Raw genomic sequence first — 17810 nt, 5'->3', positions numbered from 1 at the left:
CGCCCAGCTGTCTGGCAGTTGGGCGGTAATTTTTATGCTTCTTAATGGTTCATTGTGTTTTCACACTTTTGATTAGCAACTCCGCAAGAAGTTTTGCAAGCTGATTGACAAGATGTTTGGCATGCTCCACATCCACCATGCTTCACAGTATCGATCAGTTTTCGAGTGCTAAGTGTTACGATTCTTTTCATTATGTATTACTCCTTTGATTAATATGTTTTTATAGATTTAGATTCAAATCTCTGAATCTATAAAAGTTATGTCAGGATAATTCTAGCAATACCAAGAGTTTCCGTCAATGGAAACAGAGGGAAACAGAGGGACGGTTCTCATGCGTCCTTTTGGACGCACGAGAACCGTCCCCGTGTCACTTTTTCAAAACCGGTATCCAAATTTCACTTTTGAAGGTTGGTGAGGTAGTATCCTTGCTCTCGTTCCAGAGGATTTCTGGACCTTCTTTTTGTTCGTAGTTGGAGGAAGGGAACCATTCGGAATAGATTCGTCCCCAAATATTTTGGAGCGTTTCGGGAAATGGCCCGATTGCTTCGAATACAGCCCAAGTTGATGCTGGAACTTCCAACTGTGCCATGTTCTCGGGACATTCCTTTGTTGTTGCTACACCAATATAGTGATCCAGCTCTCCTTTTTCTTCCATTCTACCCTCAGAAAAATTGGTAGATGCACTAATAAGTCCGATTGGTTCGACATTGGATAGACCTTTAAGCTTATTTATTTTTTCCATAGTTAAGCTTTGCCACATCGAGGCAATTTCAGGGTTCACTCCGTTAAAAATAATTGGAACTCTTTTCATAATCCCGATAATCCGAAATGCTTCTTTCTCAACGATTCGATAATTCATTTCAGTTCCTCCTTTAATTGAAAGCTGGAAGGTCATTGGAGGAAAAGCTTTAAGTGAATAGGCTGTCTGTCTGGCCTCTGACGGAGTCACGCCATGTAAATTTTGAAAAGCCCGTGTAAATGAGTCAGCAGAGTTATACCCATATTTGATTGCAATATCTATGACTTTTACGTTTGTGTCTTTAAGATCAAATGCTGCAAGAGTAAGGCGTCTGCGTCTGATGTATTCTGATAGAGAAATGCCGGCAAGAAAAGAAAACATCCTTTTAAAATGATACTCGGAGCAAAACGCCTGCCTGGCCACTTCTTTAAAATCTATTTCTCCAGTCAGATGATCTTCAATATACTTTAGTGCTCCATTCATGTTTTTAAGCAAATCCATTTATTTGACCTCCTTTATCAAAAGAATAGCAGGAACAGAAAGTATCCATCCGACAATCCGTGCCCGATTATGTAGGGTGTATGAACTTATCATATAGTAGTGTCCAAGCAATCCTATAATTTAATTCATATTATAGGTACGGAGGTGAAAATACAATATGGTGAAAATTTTTATTGATCCAGGTCATGGGGGCTCAGACCCTGGTGCAGTGGGGAACGGTTTGCAAGAAAAAAATCTAACGTTACAAATAGCCTTATCACTTAGAGATATCCTCGTAAATGAATATGAAGGTGTTTCGTTGCTTTTAAGTAGGACAAGTGATCAGACAGTGAGTCTAAGTCAAAGAACAGATGCTGCTAACCAATGGGGCGCAGACTATTACCTATCCATTCATATAAATGCAGGTGGCGGGACAGGCTTCGAAAGTTATATTTATCCAGGAGTTGGAGCACCAACGACCACATATCAATCTATCATCCATGAAGAGGTCATTAAGCAAACAAATTTTACAAATCGTGGTCAAAAAACAGCCAATTTTCATGTGTTAAGAGAAAGCAATATGCCAGCATTATTAACTGAAAATGGGTTTATTGATAATGCGAATGATGCCAGCAAATTGAAGTCCGCAAGCTTTTTAGCCAGTATTGCGAGAGGACACGCTAATGGCTTAGCAAGAGCTTTTAATTTAATTAAAAAACCTACGACTTTATATAAAGTTCAAATCGGGGCATTTAGTAATAAATCCAATGCAGATAGTCTTGCAAACGAGGCAAAAGCCAAAGGGTTTGACGCGATTGTATTACTGAGAGACAACCTGTATAAAGTTCAGATCGGGGCCTTCACAGTAAAAGAAAATGCGATTGAATTGGCAAACAGAGCAAAGAATGCTGGATTTGACGCTTTTGTGTACCAGGAATAGGTATACGTGTTTGTTGGGAAAATACCTGATATATTAATAGTTAAAGGGCCTAACATCTTGATACAGTGTTCCTTAACCTTTTAGCAAACATTAAAAATGTAATAAAAAATGACTAACAAATTGCACGGTAATTTGTTAGTCATTTTTCATGAATATATCTATTTGTTGAGGTTCAATGAATGGTGTACTCCTGTATAATTTCCTGCATTTTAATTGGCAATTATTTTTTGGCGGACATCAGTGCCCTTATTTTCACGAAAAAGGTTGTTTTGATAGGCTAAGCGGACAACAGATTCGCTATTTGATCAAAAATCGGCATTAAACAGTGGTTTTTCTGTAAATAACGGATTCTGTGTCCTCTAAAGTCTAGAAAAAGGTTTATTTTGTTAAAATAAGGGCCTCTATGTCCGCTCAATATCTTAGCTATTGTAATTAAAGTGATAGATAGTAGGATTTAACCGGATTGGCTGCGAATCTCATCCTTCTTTTTCTAAGCCGTTCAGTTTACCAACGAGATTATAGGTTAATCTGAAAGTAACCGGCAGGAAAACACCCCAAATAACCAATCCAGTTAGGGCACTTATATTATAAAATGTACTTAATCCAAGCAGGCTTAATGAGAAAAAGTAAAAAGCAATCATTCCCCAATACGTAAATCTGAAATATTTAGAAATAAAACTATTTTCTTTTTTAAATGGTTTTCCGAATAATAACTGGATCATTTTCTTCAACAAGAATCACCTCATGTATAATTGTCTTATTATTTAGAATAATACAACAATTATACAGAAAGTTACATCATTATTTCGGAAGGATTCTAAACTATTATCTCAATAAAATGTGTTTATGTGCAATAATGGTCAATAGTTATTCATTTTTACTGGTATGACTTCCAAAAGTAAATAGATTATATTTTTCTGCTTGCAGCAACTCCTCGGCATATTGGATGATTTCATTTCTTCGCACCTGAAACATTCTTCTCCCGTGCATTTTTCCGCTAAACCAGCCTTTTTTGGCACCGTTCAATATTTTAATATAATAGAATTTTTCATCCGTCACGATGCCTAGTTTTTGTCTGACTATCTTACTAGCGCTAGGAATTGTTATATACCCAGGATCCAAGTGATAGTTTCTTGTCAATCTAATCCATCCTTTCCAGCCTCATTACTATTTATTATGGTGCAGGATTAGATTTCATTACTAAAAATGGGTAGAAAATGACCATCTATTATTTTATTGAATCAAGAGAACCGTCCCTCTGCGCCCCCTTCTGCGCCCCCCTCTGTGCCTTTCTTCTGCGCTTTTGAAATTAGTTTTAATAGTTGAAGCATTGTGATGGGGAGTGATGTTCTTTTTCTGAAAGCTAGGTACTTCGGTTCCCAACGGCTTGCGAATTTTTCTTTATATTTTCTGACTCCCTCGAATTGATAAAAATAGTTGCCATGTTCATAGATTTTTGATGCGACCTTTTCATCAAAAAAGGCATGTTTATTTTTACCAACATTGGAGAGAGGGGCCATGCCTAGATTGAACCATTTATAGCCTTGTTCTTTACCATACTGCATAAGGGAGATCATAATCATATCCATTGCACCGTTTGGAACTTTGTTTAGGTGCCTCATCAAATCAATGGATATAGTGTTATTTTTGTCATAGCTCGGCATAATCGTTACAAATGCTAAGATCGATCCATTGGGGGCTGTAAGGATCGCCACAGGAGCTTTTTGAATATAATTCGGATCAAAAAAGCCGAGCGAAAATCCTTTTTCCATCCTCTTTCCAAGCCATTCGTCGGAAATAATCTTCAAATTTGTTATAAATTCCTCTGAGAAGGGAGGTTCTATAATTTGGAACATATATTCTTCACGGATAAACTTGTTTTTGATTGCCCGCAATGTGGCTTTTTTCTTTCCGGTAAGATTAAATTCATCTAGGTCCACATACGCTTCTTCACCCAGCTTGAAAAATTGGTAGCCATATTCATGATAGAGAGGAAGCCACTCTTTTTTCACCTGATAAAAGACCGGCGTCAAACCCTTAATGTCAGCATATTGCTGAAGTTCGTCGATTGCTTTTGGAAAGGAAGCGGGATTTCCAATGGGATCACCTAGGACAACTAATTTATCGGATACTTTACTAAAAAGCATAACCACATCAAAATTCTCCGACCAAAAAAATTGCTTGTCCCCAAGAAAACCAAGATGAGTAAGTTCATTCCCTTTGTGGTTTTTAAGAAACTCATTCAAGTCTCCTACCTTTAGTTGAAGGGGTTCTGTTTTCCCTGCCAAGAACCTGAACCCGAGCAAATTGAAAATAATCGCAAATACAAATCCAATTACAGCGGAAAACAGAAGGTCTGTCGGTTGCTTAACAAGGAGATCTTTGATTTGCATTGGAACCCTGATTTTCGCGTAGGGCTGGTCCAAATAGCCAATTGAAATGTAGGTCAACATTGAGCCAATCATAAGGGCACTCATAATCAAAAAAGCACGAAAGGATAGGGGATGCCCCTCCCGGTAAAAACGCTTTTTACTCCCTTTCAACAGGAGGGCAATTCCAATTAGAAAGAATGCTTCTTCAAAGTCAAATCCTTTTGAAAAAGTGAAAATGGCGCCAACAATCAAAATGAAATACGTTAACTGATAGGCATTCTTTACCTTGAGCTGTATACTTCGTGAAAGCAACAAAAGGGATATCCCTGCTGTAACAGACAGCTGGTGTGAGAGGTGCAATATCGGAACCGAAAGAAGTTTTTCTGCAAATTTCATTCTTACGAGTACTCCTGGTGTAGCAGCAGATACCAACAAGATAATCCCGCTGAAAAAAACCAGTATTGCGAGAGCCCAATGGCTTAAGTTGGAAAGGTATTTCTCTGGAATATAGTTATATCGAGTGAGAAAAGGGCCAAATTTTGAGTTTAATAGTAATGATTTTGTGTAGATCGCTGCTTCAGTTGAAGCAAAAATAAGACCAATTATAAATGGTACCAAATAATAAAATACACGATAAAATAACAAAATCATTAAAATCAAATGTTCATCTACTCCGTAATAGTGCATTCCAATTAACATCATTAAATCAAAAGAACCAAGACCACCAGGTACAAGACTAATTGTTCCTGTAGCAGCCGCAGCCAAAAAGACTCCAAGGATGAAACGGAAGGGGACACTGCTGCCAAGAACATGACTGATTCCCCAAAGTAAAATGGCGGCAAAAAGCCATTCAACCAAAGAAGCAAGGATTGCATAGTTATTCCATTTGCTCCATGAAGAACCGTGACCTTTTTTTCTAGTAAAATAAAGCACAACCAAATACCCTGGTAGATACAGGGCCATTCCACAAATCAGATAGAAAATCCATGGATGATTACTATAGATTCTCGCCAGGCTTACTATGTCAAAAATCGGAAGCCATGCCAAGATGGAAAGTCCAGTGAGTAAGAAAGGGGTTACCCAAACAATAGAGGAGACAAGGCTACGAGTATCATTTGTGTATTTTTTATAGAATGAACCCCTGAGACCGGCTCCAGTGAAACCGCCAAACCCGAAAATATTGTTAAAGGTGTTGGCTATCCATGAGTATTTAAACAACTTAAGCAGCGGGATGTGGATATTAAGTTTTTTTACCAGAATCAGGTCATAAAGGGACATCGTTGCAACTGCTATGAATCCAAGGAAAAACATTGTTGCCAATTTCGTAAAGGTAATGCTTTTCATTTCCAGTAATAATCGTGATGGATCAATGTTTTGGAGTTCCTGTTTACCTTCAAAGCCTATTAAGATTATGAACAATATCGGTATCAAAATTTTAAGCAGGCGGAGTAGATTATTCCGTTTTAGCATGTGATTAACCCCTTTGGCGATGGCGGTACTCATGTTTTTATAAGCATAGTCCGGTCCCATTGCTATTATTCTCTAGATTTCTGGAAAAATTAAATTTCTTTAGTTAAGCCTAACCTCGAACTATTTTTAATTGTATCAAAAGGTTGGAATTTTTTGGCTACTATCAAGAAATTAGCTTCGAGAAAGTTGATGTCCCCTTTGCTACCCGTGTTTCAAAGGAAGAACGGCCTCTGAAACTTTTGTGAATATTCAGAAGTGGTTGGGCTTTTGTAGTATAATGTGAAAAAAATGGATTCTAGTGCGAGTTAGCCATTACATAAAAAGGGAAGCGGTTAAATGATTAATTTAGTTCCGTTTATGCTTGAAAAGGTTGGAATCATTGTTATCGTAGCTTTTTTACTTTTACAAATGAAGTCCTTTCAACAACTTGTTCAAAGAGATCACAAAGTATATGAGAAAATTGCCCTTATTCTCCTGTTTGGGATGTTTGGGGTGATCAGCAATTATACGGGAATCGAAATCTATCAAAATACTATTAGCCAGACGGAGTGGCTATCTGATATCCATTCGGAGGGGGCACTGGCCAATACAAGAGTTATGGGTGTTGTTATTGGCGGTTTACTAGGAGGGCCGATGGTTGGAATCGGTGCAGGGCTGATTGCGGGGATCCACCGCTTTACCATGGGAGGATTTACGGCTTTTTCATGTGCGATTTCCACCATCATTGCCGGAATCGTAGCGGGTTTCTTAGGAATGAAAAGGAAGCAAAATGGCAAAAAGATTACCTCTGCTTTCGCGGTCACGACCGGGATAGCCTTGGAATCAATCCAAATGCTGATTATCCTCACCACAGCTAAACCATTTGACCAGGCCTGGAACCTAGTTGAGCTAATAGCTTTTCCAATGATTGCGGTTAATGGGTTTGGAACGTTGATGTTTATGTTCATTATTCAATGGGTCATGCGTGATGATGAACGGACTCGTGCAAATCAAACGAATCTTGCCTTTAAAATCGCTGATCAAACCTTACCATTCTTTCGTCAAGGGTTAAACATTCATTCCTGTAATGCGATCGCAAAAATTATGTTAAAGCTGACGGATGCCGACGCCGTGGCGATTACCGATAATCATCAGGTTTTGGCCCATGTCGGAGCCGCATCCGATCACCATATTCCAAAGGGAAAACCTGTGACGGGGTTGACGATTAGTGCACTGAAAAGCGGGAATATCTCCGTTGCAACATCGAAACAAGAGATCTTTTGTATGCATGAAGATTGCCCGCTCAAGGAAGCGATTGTTTTACCGTTAAAGGTGAAAAACAAGGTCGTTGGTACTTTGAAAATGTACTTTACGGAGGCAGGAAAACTAGATAAGGTCCAGCGCGAATTAGCAGAGGGGCTGGCTAATCTTTTTTCTGCTCAATTAGAGCTAGCTGAGGCAGAACGGCAAACGAAGCTCTTAAAGGAAGCAGAGATTATGGCTTTGCAAGCACAGATTCATCCGCACTTTTTATTTAATAGCATTAACACCATTTCGGCACTGTGCAGAACCGATCCGGATAAAGCACGTACGCTGCTCATCCAATTGAGTTCCTTTATACGTGGCAATCTTCAGGGAGCAAGGCAGACGGTCATTTCGTTAGAAAAAGAATTAGAAAATGTGAAGGCATATTTATCTTTGGAACAAACTCGTTTTCCAGATAAATACTGCGTCGATTTATTAATCGAGCCAGGGCTTGAAAACGTCCTAATCCCACCGTTTACTTTGCAGCCATTAGTGGAAAATGCGATTCATTATGGCTTTCCGGGAAGTAAAACAAAAGGGAAGATTACGATCAGGATTTTTTCTGAAAACAGTCAAATCCATATCATCATTGCGGATAATGGTACGGGAATTTCGGAGGAAAAGGTTCAATTGCTGGGTAAACAAGTTGTGGATTCTAACAAGGGAAATGGCATGGCAGTCTTTAATATTAATGAACGACTGAAAGGAATTTATAACGGTCAAGCCCATTTTTCTGTTAAAAGTAAAGCGAATTTCGGAACAAATATTACCATTACGATTCCATTTGATAGGAAAGGAGATATAGAAAACCATGCTGAGAGCTTATATTGTGGATGATGAACCTTTGGCGAGAGATGAATTAAAATATCTCCTTATTCAAACGAAGCAAGTTGAGATTATTGGGGAAAGTGATTGCATAGAGGATGCGGTTTCAGGGATATTTGAGCTTAATCCTGATCTTGTGTTTTTGGATATTGAGCTTGCCGATGATAACGGGTTAAGTTTAGCAAGACGATTGAATTCGATTGAGCCTGCACCAGCGATTGTCTTTGCGACGGCTTATGACGAATATGCGCTTCAGGCTTTTCAGTTAAATGCTGTCGATTATATCCAAAAACCATTTGATGAAGCTCGAGTTCAAAAAACTTTAAGTAAAATCAGGAAAATCCAGCATATGGGGAATAAGGAGATTCCCATGCATATACCGAACAAAAACGAACACAACGGTAAAATAGCCATTCTCGTCGATGATAGAATTATTTTATTAACTCATCCTGACATTATTTATGTAGAAACAAATGACGGTAAGTGTACGATTAAAACAATGGAGCAAGAATTTAAAGTCAACGAAGCGCTCGTTGTGTTGGAGAAAAAGTTGAACATGGATCAATTTCTTCGCGTCCATCGAAGCTATGTTGTGAATTTGGACCATATCGCAGAAATTGAGCCTTGGTTTAACTCTACCTATAATCTTCTAATGAAGGATGGGTCCAAAGTGCCGGTCAGCAGGACTTATGTTAAAGAATTGAAGCAAAATATCGGGTTATAGTGTCGATCGACTGGTTGCATTTCAACTCCTTTATTTTGCAACTTACCTCTCCATTTTTGCATTTCATAGCAAAAAAGGAAAAAATCCGTTTTCATTTTGTAAGATAAAGGTGTTCTTAACAAAATGATGGAGGAGGTATGAAAGAATGCATGCAGCTACGATCGTAATAGGTGCCATATGTATTCTGTTAATTGCTTATCGTTTGTATGGTACGTTTTTAGCAGCTAAAGTTTTAAAGCTTGATGATTCAAAGCAGACTCCGGCCTATAAACTTGAAGACGGGCAAAACTACGTACCAACGAATAAATGGGTGGCGTTTGGTCACCATTTTGCAGCGATTGCAGCAGCTGGTCCGTTAGTTGGTCCGATCCTGGCCGCTCAATTCGGCTATTTGCCAGGTTTACTTTGGCTTTTAATCGGTGCTGTTATCGGAGGCGCAGTCCATGATATGGTTGTTTTATTTGCATCGATGCGCCGTAACGGAAAATCGTTGTCCGAGGTAGCAAAAGAAGAGCTTGGTCCCGTGGCTGGCTTTTGTACAGGTTTAGCGATGTTATTTATTATCACGATTACAATGGCTGGACTTTCATTAGTTGTCTTGGGTGCACTTGAGCGAAACCCATGGGGAACATTTGCGGTAGGAAGTACGATTCCGATTGCGATGGGTGTTGGCTTGTACCATAAGAAGACAGGGAACTTAAAGTGGGCGACCATTGTTGGATTTGTCCTTATTATGGCTGCCATCTTCTTTGGACATGATTTGAACGGAACATGGTTGGGTGATTTATTAACACTTGAAAAAACGACATTAGCACTTATTCTTCCTATTTATGCATTTTTCGCTGCAGCGTTGCCGGTTTGGTTATTGCTTGCACCGCGCGATTACTTAAGTACATTTATGAAAATTGGTGTATTTATTGCCTTAATTATTGGAGTTTTCTACGTCAACCCAGAAATTCAATTCCCTACTGTCGTTAAAGATTTTATTAATGGCGGAGGACCTATCGTGGCTGGTCCAGTTTGGCCATTTATCTCGATTACAATCGCATGTGGCGCCATTTCAGGCTTCCACGCATTTGTTGGCTCCGGAACGACGCCTAAGATGATCAATCGCTGGGGAGACATTAAAGGAGTGGCGTTTGGTTCGATGCTCGTTGAATGCTTGGTAGGGGTTATGGCCTTAGTCGCCGCTGTATCCTTGCAGCCCGCTGATTACTTTGCGATCAATTCTGCACCGGAGAAATTTGCTACATTGGGAATGGAAACCGTTCATCTCGATGAGCTTAGTTCAGAGGTGGGCATGGACCTTGCCGGCAGAACAGGTGGTGCGGTTACATTAGCAGTTGGTATGACTTATATTTTCACTGAAATTCCATTCTTCAGAAATCTGGCATCGTTCTTTTACCAATTTGTAATTCTTTTTGAAGCGGTGTTTATATTAACAGCTATAGATGCGGGGACGCGGGTTTCAAGGTATCTGATTCAAGACTTCTTAGGCGATTTTATTAAGCCTCTAAAACGGACAGATTCACTGCCTGCTAACATTATTGCCAGTATGATTGCTTGTTTCTTCTGGGGATACCTGCTATTCTCCGGTGACATCAGTTCGGTCTGGGCATTATTTGGAGTATCAAACCAGTTAATGGCTTCGATCGGATTAATTATCGGTGCTACTGTCATTCTCAAAGTGGCAGATAAACGATGGTATATGCTGACCTGTTTAGTACCGCTTGCCTACCTTTATGTGACAGTAAATGTAGCTGGATATTGGATGATTAAAAATGTTTATTTAAATTCAGCTAGCCCAGGCTACAACGTTATAAACGGAGTTATTTCCATCATCATGCTGACACTTGGAGTTGTCATTATGATTGCATCCATCAATAAATGGATTCAGTTGATGAAAATTCCACAACATGAACTAGTCGAAAAATCTAATGCTGAAGTCGCATAGGGGACGGTTCTTCTGCTTCTTTTGGAAGCAGAAGAACCGCCCCTATGTTTGTTTCTGTTAAAAAGTGAAATACTATTATAAATAATTAAAGTAAAGGAGTGAGCATTTATTAGTTCTAATTCATATTGGTATATCGGATTAACTGTTTTAAGCTTCATCCTTTTACTTTATGTTTATTTTAAAACACGTAGTAGCCGAATCTTTTTAACATTATTGGCAACGATTGGTACAGGTTACCTAATTGAAGCGGTTATATATATTTTCCTTCATTGCTATCAGTATTACCCTCATATTATTAAACATGATCCGGTATATGATAGTAATCTAGGCGCAATTGCCTCCAATGCCTTGGCGTTGCCAGTTGCGGCCACCTTTCTTGCGGTATTACGAAAGAATTGGGTGTGGAGTGTTGCTTTTATAGGCTTCTTTAGCGGAGTTGAATGGCTTTTCTTAAAGGTACAAATTTATACGCATAACTGGTGGAGAATAGAGTACACAGCGTTAGGACTACTAATTTTTTACTTTCCGTTTGCGAAATGGTTGAACCGGATGATCATGAAGCCTCAAAAAGGGGTATTGCATACGTTACTTTTATTATTGGTCATTGGACCATTATTAGCTTCCTTTCACATTTTCCCAATCATGTTTTTTTCTGCTCGCTATTATGATTTTGGTTTTTTTGACAATATTTCCCAGGATACAAATGCCTTTTCGACTATTTATTATTTAGGCTCTTGTCTCCTTTTAACCATTCTTGCTAAGCTCGATTGGAAAAATGGTTGGATGAAATATATCATCATTTCGATTAGTATTTTTGCTGTGACAATCTTTCTAAGAATGATCGGGATTTTACACAGTTTAGTTTGGTGGGACACATATTATTACATTCTTTATCCTAACCTGCTTTTAATCATTACCGTCTACATCAGTAAACGATTATATTTAGGTCCACAATCAAGGTGAAGTCAGTACCGTTTAAACTATTAATATCAGAAGCCTGTCTGGAAAAATCGAGCAGACAGGCTTTGCTTTTGACATGAACAGAAAATATTTCTTAGAAATGGAAATTTTTTTATTCAAGTTATACTATTAAGATAGTCGGAAGAGGATTTTTTCTATATGATAGGGTTTAGTAAATGGATTTAAAGTAAGGATGAGTATACGATGCCAAAACAAACAAAAGAGTCAAGAAAAATTGCAAGAATTTCATTAATCATTATGGGGATTGGTTTTCTCTCAACCCTCCCATTTCAAGGTTCATTATGGGTTGATTTAATTCAAGGGGGCTTTGAAGCAGGGCTGGTAGGTGGCTTAGCTGACTGGTTCGCTGTTACGGCGCTTTTCCGCCATCCGCTTGGGTTGAGAATCCCTCATACGGCTTTGTTGCCCAATAATCGCCAAAGAATGACCCATGCACTCGTTTCTACATTAAAAAATGATTGGCTTTCTAAGGAAAGCATCCATGAAAAAGTGAAACATATTCATTTTACAGATAAGTTAATTGTTATGTTAGAAAAAGAAATACAGACGGAGCGTTTTAGGAAAAATCTTATTGTCTTCATCAAGAAGATGATTGGTTCCCTAGATGCTGAAAAGATGACCCCGTTTGTGAAAAAACAAATTGAGTCAGCACTGACAAATATAGAATTGAGCAAATTTATTCCATTGGTTAGTTCGCATTTACTTAGTGAACAGGTTGATAAGAAAGCTTTGGATTATGGATTAAAGAAGGCAGAAATATGGTTAAGTAAGGGGAGTACGATTCAGCAATTAGGTACAATATCAATGAATGTGCTCAACAAGATCGAGGTAGATGGCTTTCTTCAGTTTGCCCTTAAATCCGTTCAGAATCTAATGACTGAAGAGAAAATGGGGAAATTAGTCCGGAACCTTTTATTATCTGGTGTTAATAGTTTAAAACATGAGCACGAACCGAATCGACAAGCATTACTCTTATATATTCAGAAAGAAATAACCGGTTTGAACGATAATCAGGAGCTCATTGACGGGATTGAAAAATGGAAAACCTCATTAATAGCAACATGGGAGCCTGATCAAGCCATTACGGAAAGTCTGCAAAAAGTTCAACACAGTGTGTTACAACTTATTGAGGAGGATACCTTTACCGATACTTATTTTATGCCAATGATGAATCATCTTGTAGAGATCGTAAAAGAAAACAGTCCTAAGATTGATAATTGGATCCAGGAACAAATCACTGTTCTCGTTGAAAATAATCATTCGAAAATTGGGGATCTCGTGCAGGAGAATTTAGATAAGCTAGATAATGAAACCTTAATTGACATGATGGAAAACAAAATCGGAAAAGACCTTCAATGGATTCGTGTTAACGGAGCTGTCTGTGGCTTTATCATTGGGCTGTTCTTGACTGGAATTCAAATTCTTTTCTAATCAGGGGTAATCAGGGGGACGGTTTTTCTGCTTCAAAAAGAAGCAGAAGAACCGTCCCTATGTTTACATTGGTAGAGCTTCGTTTGTTGATTTGATCTTTCTTTGTTTTTTTGATTTTTTAAAGTAGAGCAATTCGTAGATGCATGGGATGACGATTAAAGTTAAGAGTGTTGCTAATGCAAGTCCGCCGATGACGACGATGGCCAGGCTTTGTGAAACTAAGCTTCCGGTCTGTGATTCTTTAAATAAAAGCGGGAGCATCGCGCAGATTGTCGCAACGGCCGTCATCAAAATCGGTCTCATTCTTGTTGCAGATGCTTCAACAATCGCCTCTCGAATCGTCATTTTTTCTTCATTTTGGCGAACACGATCAATCAGAACGATCGCATTAGTGACGACAATTCCGATCAACATCAGGGCCCCAAGCAACGCGGTAATATCCACTGAAATTCGGCTGATGAGGATTCCTAAAATCGCACCGATAGCTGCAAGTGGCAGGGAGGCTAAGATCGCAATTGGCGCTTTAATCGATTTGAATGTAATCACCATAATTAAGAATACGATTCCGATCGATACAAGCATCGTTAAGAACAAATCGGTAAAATCATCTGCTTGTTGAGCGCTTGCCCCTCCTACCAATACTTCGACATCGTCAGGAAGTTCCATCCCTTTATTGTCTTTTTTATCACCGAATATTTCTTCGTTAATCTTAGTAGAAATTTCAGAGAGCTTAGCAGGATCTACGGTCGCAGAGATACGAAGGTAGGTTTCGCCATCCTTATGAAATTGACTAGTTGAGCTTTCATTCTTTTCAAGTGATGCTACTTGAGAGACTGGTACCATTCCGCTATCGGTCATTATAGGAATGTTTTTCAAGTCCTCAGGTGTCTTTGTGTTTAGTAAAGGTTCTAGAACTACTTTTGTTTGTTTGTCATTTATTTTGACTGTTCCGAGCGGTGTTTGATTTAACATCACCCCAAGCTGCTGAGCAATTTGTTCTGTGTTGCTTTTTGCAGGATCAACCGTTAAAGAGTAGATTGTTTTCTTTTCATCTTGATTAGTCGTTACTTCTTCTACACCTTTAATGTCTTGAACCTTGTCTTTAATATCGTTTGCTATGTTTTCGAGTTGGTCGGGCTCTTCGCCAATGACATCAATGGTGATATTTGTACGTGAACCACCCATCATGAAGGAAGCGGTGGCTACTTCTAAGACGGCATTCGAATATTGGTCTTTCTTGTTTTCAATTTGTTTGAGGATCTTATCCGTATCATCTTTATCTTTTAATAAAATACTGAAGACGGCTTCTGTTGGAGAACCGACTTGGCCAAATTGAGCTAAATCAGCGGAAGATCCTACTTGGGTGAAAACATACTTTACTTCATCCATTTTACGTACTGATTCTTCTAGTTTAATTGATTCTTCTTTTACGAGCTTGAAAGGTGTTTCGTTTGGAAAGCGTAGTGTCGCTGTCACGTAGTCTGCAGAAGAATTATCGACTGCACCCTTCGGAATTATGAAATAAGCACCGATCGATCCGATAAAAAGAAGGAAAGAAATCGAGAATACAATCCATTTATGGTTAAGAGACCAGGTGACAAGCTTTGGAAAGCGAACAGCAGGCTTATGCTCAGGAACCTTTGTATTTTTCAATAATCCCGCACTCATTAATGGAACCACCGTCAAGGCAACCAGCAAGGAAGTTAGCAAGGAATACGTTACGGTTAGCGCAAATGGTAATAGGAATTCTTGAAGTCCGCCATTTAATAAACTCATTGGTAAGAAAACTGCGACTGTTGTTAAGGTAGAGGCCGTAATCGCAACACCGACTTGCTTTGTTGCATCAATGACCATTTGAACGGAAAATTTCTCTGTTTGCATTTTGCGGTAAATATTTTCTATGACGACAATACTATCATCGACAAGGCGCCCAACTGCAACCGCAACCCCGCCCAGCGTTAAAATATTTAAGGTTACTCCAGAGCGTGACAATAGGAAAAGAGTAAAGCAAAGCGATAGCGGGATTGATACAATCGTAATAAAAGTAGTTCGGATATTACGCAAAAAAATCATAATGACAATCGTTGCAAATAAAGCACCAAGGAGAACTTCTTTTACCATCGTATGAACAGACGTTTGAACCATATCAGCGGATGCCACATAGATAGTAGATTCTTGTGCATCAAATTTTTTGTTGATTTCCTTCGTGACTTTCTCTATGTCTTTACTTATTGTTACAGCATTTGAATGACTGTCCTTTGTAACGCTAATGTTTAAGGCTTCGTTTCCGTTAAAGCGATTAATAAAATTGGACTGGTTTGTTTCTTCGATCGTTGCGATATCTTTAAGTGCTACATTTGGTGCAACCGGTAAGCTTTTTAATTTTTCTAAGCTTGATAAGTCACCGATCACCTTAATATTACTTGTTTTTCCATCGATGACCTTTTCACCGACAGCAATAGCGGTGTTTTGACCTTGTAGAAGGCCCATAACGGCTTGAAGGGATACTTGTTTTTCGGCAAACTTTTGATTATCGATTTTTACGGAAACAACTGAATCTTCAATCCCGTAAGTATCGACTCGTGCCACACCGTCAATGTCTTTGTATAACGGTTCAATTTTTTCTTTTACCAATTCTAGGTTTTCAGCTGTCAGGCCATCTTCAAATGTTATCGCGATATTTGAGATGGGAATCATGGAGGTATTTAGCTGTGAAATAATTGGCTTTGATATGTAAGATGGGAGCGGCAGATTGGCTAATGCCTCTTGGACATCCAGCTTTGCCTGTTTCATATCAGAACCTGCTTCAAAAAATAGATCAACCTTTGAAAAACCGTCTCCGGTTGTCGAATAGACCGATTTTTTACCTTTGATCCCGGTAACTGAGCGCTCAATCGGAGTGGTCACTTCCGTTTCCATTGTTTTAGAGTCCGTACCCTGCCCCATCGTAATGATGGTTACTTGCGGATTATCCGCAGAGGGCAAGAACTCCATTGGCAGTCGATAGTAGCTCACAACCCCAATGGCCAATATTAAAATCGTCATCAATGAGACCGCAGCTTTGTTCCGAAACGCCCATTTTGTAAAAATAGACACAGATAACACTCCTCCTTAAAAAATAAAATCGAGTAAAATCATATCATAATTTTGATGTAGCGTGGCAAATATTTCCAAAAAATATAAAATATTTACACTTCTGAAATATCGTGATCGTGATGTAGTTGTTTTCACCCCCCTGAACCTTTTTCCACTATCACCACTTTTATTTGTTCAACGTCTTAAATATTACATGTTTTACCTTTTTTGTAGAGTCCGAATTTTTTCTACGTCTTAAGTCTTAGATAAAGTTCTTGCTCCAGATTGATTTGAAAAAAGCGAGCTGGGAATATGTTGTATAATGGTAGCACCAAAGTGGTCACATAGAGGTTCAGTGACCAAAAATACAAAGTGGCCAGTGGCGCGGTCTCACTGGCCAAAATCAAGAAGAAAAACCAGCAAAGTGGCCAGTGGCGTGGTCTCACTGGCCAAAATGAAGAAGAAAAATCACAAAAGTGGTCAGTAGCGGGGGTTCACTGGCCAAAATGAAGAAGAAAAAACGCGAAAGTGGCCAGTGGCTTGGTCTCACTGGCCAAAACAAAGAAGAAAACCCGTCAAAGTGGCCAGTAGCAAGTTCTCACTGACCAAAACGAAGAAGAAAAATCACAAAAGTGGTCAGTAGCGGGCTCCCACTGACCAAAACGAAGAAGAAAATTCATGAAAGTGGCCACATGAGGGGTTCATGTGACCAAAACGAAGAAGAAAAATCACAAAAGTGGCTACATGAGCGGTTCATGTGACCAAAACGAAGAAGAAAAATCACCAAAGTGGCCACAAGGGAGATTCGTGATGCCACAACTAATAAGAAAATCCCAAAATTCGGTCACTACATAGAAAAAGAGGAGAATAGACATCATGCTGACGATTCGAAATGTAAAAAACACGGACCTACCAAGACTAGTCACGATTGAAAACCTTTGTTTCTCCAAAGAAGAAGCTGCATCCAAGGCAGCGTTTGAAAAGCGGATAGAACTAATTCCGGATAGTTTTTTTATAGCCGAAGAGAATGGAGAGATCGTTGGCTTAATCAATGGTCCAGTCATAGAAACAGAGTTTATTTCAGATGACTTATTTAATAATATTAAAGAAAATCCAGCGTCTGGGTGCCATCAAAGCATTTTAGGTTTAGCCGTACACCCGGATTTTCAGGGACGAGGAGTCGCTTCAATGTTACTTGCCAACCTTGAATATGAAGCCAAAACAAGTCAGCGTGAAACAATAACGCTAACCTGTAAGGAAAATCTCATTCGCTTTTATGAAAATCACGGTTACATCAATAAAGGAGTTTCGGACTCCGAACATGGTGGAGTGACCTGGTTTAACTTGACGAAAAGCTTAACCTAGCTCACGAAAAAAATCGATTCTAATCCAATAAGCAAAACAAAAAAGCGTCCCCGGACGCTTTTTTCGATAGTTGTGCGCCCGGCATGGGTGCAGTCTATAGGGTGTAAGTCCCGAGCCACGAAGGCAGTTGTAGTGGTTAGCTTAACGCAAGGGTGTCCATGGTGACGTGG

13 protein-coding genes are annotated in these 17810 nt (G+C 39.2%); 7 read left to right on the top strand and 6 right to left on the bottom strand.

Going from position 1 to position 17810, the window contains the following annotated elements:
- Nucleotides 1-41: 41 nt before the first annotated feature.
- Both scfA and ACI48O_RS18395 read right to left on the bottom strand, forming a co-directional pair.
- Entirely contained in the window at nucleotides 42-191 is a 150-nt protein-coding gene (gene scfA / locus ACI48O_RS18400) for a six-cysteine ranthipeptide SCIFF (RefSeq protein ID WP_435563319.1), read from the bottom strand.
- 176 nt (nucleotides 192-367) lie between these two features.
- The gene (locus ACI48O_RS18395) at nucleotides 368-1240 is read right to left on the bottom strand and encodes an AraC family transcriptional regulator (protein WP_435563318.1); all 873 of its coding nucleotides are present in this window, start codon (nucleotides 1238-1240) and stop codon (nucleotides 368-370) included.
- A gap of 157 nt (nucleotides 1241-1397) precedes the next feature.
- On the opposite strand from ACI48O_RS18395, the gene ACI48O_RS18390 reads away from it, so the two are divergent.
- Nucleotides 1398-2159, top strand: coding sequence for an N-acetylmuramoyl-L-alanine amidase (locus ACI48O_RS18390; protein WP_435563317.1), 762 nt, complete (start codon nucleotides 1398-1400; stop codon nucleotides 2157-2159).
- Between the two features lie 476 nt (nucleotides 2160-2635).
- Here ACI48O_RS18390 and ACI48O_RS18385 read toward each other — a convergent pair whose 3' ends face one another.
- The 3 genes from ACI48O_RS18385 to mprF all read right to left on the bottom strand — a co-directional run bounded on the left by ACI48O_RS18385 (nucleotide 2636) and on the right by mprF (nucleotide 6001).
- The gene (locus tag ACI48O_RS18385) at nucleotides 2636-2890 is read right to left on the bottom strand and encodes a hypothetical protein (protein WP_435563316.1); all 255 of its coding nucleotides are present in this window, start codon (nucleotides 2888-2890) and stop codon (nucleotides 2636-2638) included.
- A gap of 136 nt (nucleotides 2891-3026) precedes the next feature.
- On the bottom strand, nucleotides 3027-3299 hold the full coding sequence (locus ACI48O_RS18380; protein WP_435563315.1) for a hypothetical protein: 273 nt from the start codon (nucleotides 3297-3299) through the stop codon (nucleotides 3027-3029).
- Nucleotides 3300-3400: 101 nt separating this feature from the next.
- Nucleotides 3401-6001: a bifunctional lysylphosphatidylglycerol flippase/synthetase MprF gene (gene mprF / locus ACI48O_RS18375; RefSeq protein WP_435563314.1), complete on the bottom strand. Its 2601-nt coding sequence runs from the start codon at nucleotides 5999-6001 to the stop codon at nucleotides 3401-3403.
- Between the two features lie 336 nt (nucleotides 6002-6337).
- On the opposite strand from mprF, the gene ACI48O_RS18370 reads away from it, so the two are divergent.
- The 5 genes from ACI48O_RS18370 (at nucleotide 6338) to ACI48O_RS18350 (ending at nucleotide 13200) form a co-directional block, all read left to right on the top strand.
- Complete coding sequence (locus tag ACI48O_RS18370; RefSeq protein WP_435563313.1) at nucleotides 6338-8122, top strand: LytS/YhcK type 5TM receptor domain-containing protein; 1785 nt, start codon at nucleotides 6338-6340, stop codon at nucleotides 8120-8122.
- The gene (locus ACI48O_RS18365; RefSeq protein WP_435563312.1) at nucleotides 8097-8834 is read left to right on the top strand and encodes a LytR/AlgR family response regulator transcription factor; all 738 of its coding nucleotides are present in this window, start codon (nucleotides 8097-8099) and stop codon (nucleotides 8832-8834) included. Before ACI48O_RS18370 ends, ACI48O_RS18365 begins: the two co-directional genes overlap by 26 nt.
- Nucleotides 8835-8979: 145 nt before the next feature.
- Nucleotides 8980-10788, top strand: a complete 1809-nt coding sequence (locus ACI48O_RS18360) for a carbon starvation CstA family protein (protein ID WP_435563311.1) — start codon at nucleotides 8980-8982, stop codon at nucleotides 10786-10788.
- A 213-nt stretch (nucleotides 10789-11001) separates the two neighbouring features.
- On the top strand, nucleotides 11002-11751 hold the full coding sequence (locus ACI48O_RS18355; RefSeq protein ID WP_435563310.1) for a hypothetical protein: 750 nt from the start codon (nucleotides 11002-11004) through the stop codon (nucleotides 11749-11751).
- 201 nt (nucleotides 11752-11952) lie between these two features.
- On the top strand, nucleotides 11953-13200 hold the full coding sequence (locus tag ACI48O_RS18350) for a DUF445 domain-containing protein (RefSeq protein ID WP_435563309.1): 1248 nt from the start codon (nucleotides 11953-11955) through the stop codon (nucleotides 13198-13200).
- A gap of 63 nt (nucleotides 13201-13263) precedes the next feature.
- Here ACI48O_RS18350 and ACI48O_RS18345 read toward each other — a convergent pair whose 3' ends face one another.
- Entirely contained in the window at nucleotides 13264-16296 is a 3033-nt protein-coding gene (locus ACI48O_RS18345; protein ID WP_435563308.1) for an efflux RND transporter permease subunit, read from the bottom strand.
- Nucleotides 16297-17151: 855 nt separating this feature from the next.
- Between ACI48O_RS18345 and ACI48O_RS18340 the strand changes: the two genes are divergently transcribed.
- Nucleotides 17152-17640 carry a GNAT family N-acetyltransferase gene (locus ACI48O_RS18340; RefSeq protein WP_435563307.1) on the top strand — a complete coding sequence of 163 codons (489 nt, stop codon included), beginning with the start codon at nucleotides 17152-17154 and terminating at the stop codon, nucleotides 17638-17640.
- Nucleotides 17641-17810: the final 170 nt, after the last annotated feature.

Source organism: Neobacillus terrisolis (genome assembly GCF_051233475.1).
In the GTDB taxonomy this organism is placed as follows: domain Bacteria; phylum Bacillota; class Bacilli; order Bacillales; family Cytobacillaceae; genus Bacillus_BU.
This window is presented reverse-complemented; position numbering and strand designations above follow the sequence as displayed.

What these genes read in the sequence shown, in the direction of transcription:
- mprF (WP_435563314.1), bottom strand. Translation starts at nt 6,001, where the DNA reads ATGCTAAAACGGAATAATCTACTCCGCCTGCTTAAAATTTTGATACCG.
- ACI48O_RS18390 (WP_435563317.1), top strand. Translation starts at nt 1,398, where the DNA reads ATGGTGAAAATTTTTATTGATCCAGGTCATGGGGGCTCAGACCCTGGT.
- ACI48O_RS18365 (WP_435563312.1), top strand. Translation starts at nt 8,097, where the DNA reads ATGCTGAGAGCTTATATTGTGGATGATGAACCTTTGGCGAGAGATGAA.
- ACI48O_RS18370 (WP_435563313.1), top strand. Translation starts at nt 6,338, where the DNA reads ATGATTAATTTAGTTCCGTTTATGCTTGAAAAGGTTGGAATCATTGTT.
- ACI48O_RS18395 (WP_435563318.1), bottom strand. Translation starts at nt 1,240, where the DNA reads ATGGATTTGCTTAAAAACATGAATGGAGCACTAAAGTATATTGAAGAT.
- ACI48O_RS18350 (WP_435563309.1), top strand. Translation starts at nt 11,953, where the DNA reads ATGCCAAAACAAACAAAAGAGTCAAGAAAAATTGCAAGAATTTCATTA.
- ACI48O_RS18360 (WP_435563311.1), top strand. Translation starts at nt 8,980, where the DNA reads ATGCATGCAGCTACGATCGTAATAGGTGCCATATGTATTCTGTTAATT.
- scfA (WP_435563319.1), bottom strand. Translation starts at nt 191, where the DNA reads ATGAAAAGAATCGTAACACTTAGCACTCGAAAACTGATCGATACTGTG.
- ACI48O_RS18340 (WP_435563307.1), top strand. Translation starts at nt 17,152, where the DNA reads ATGCTGACGATTCGAAATGTAAAAAACACGGACCTACCAAGACTAGTC.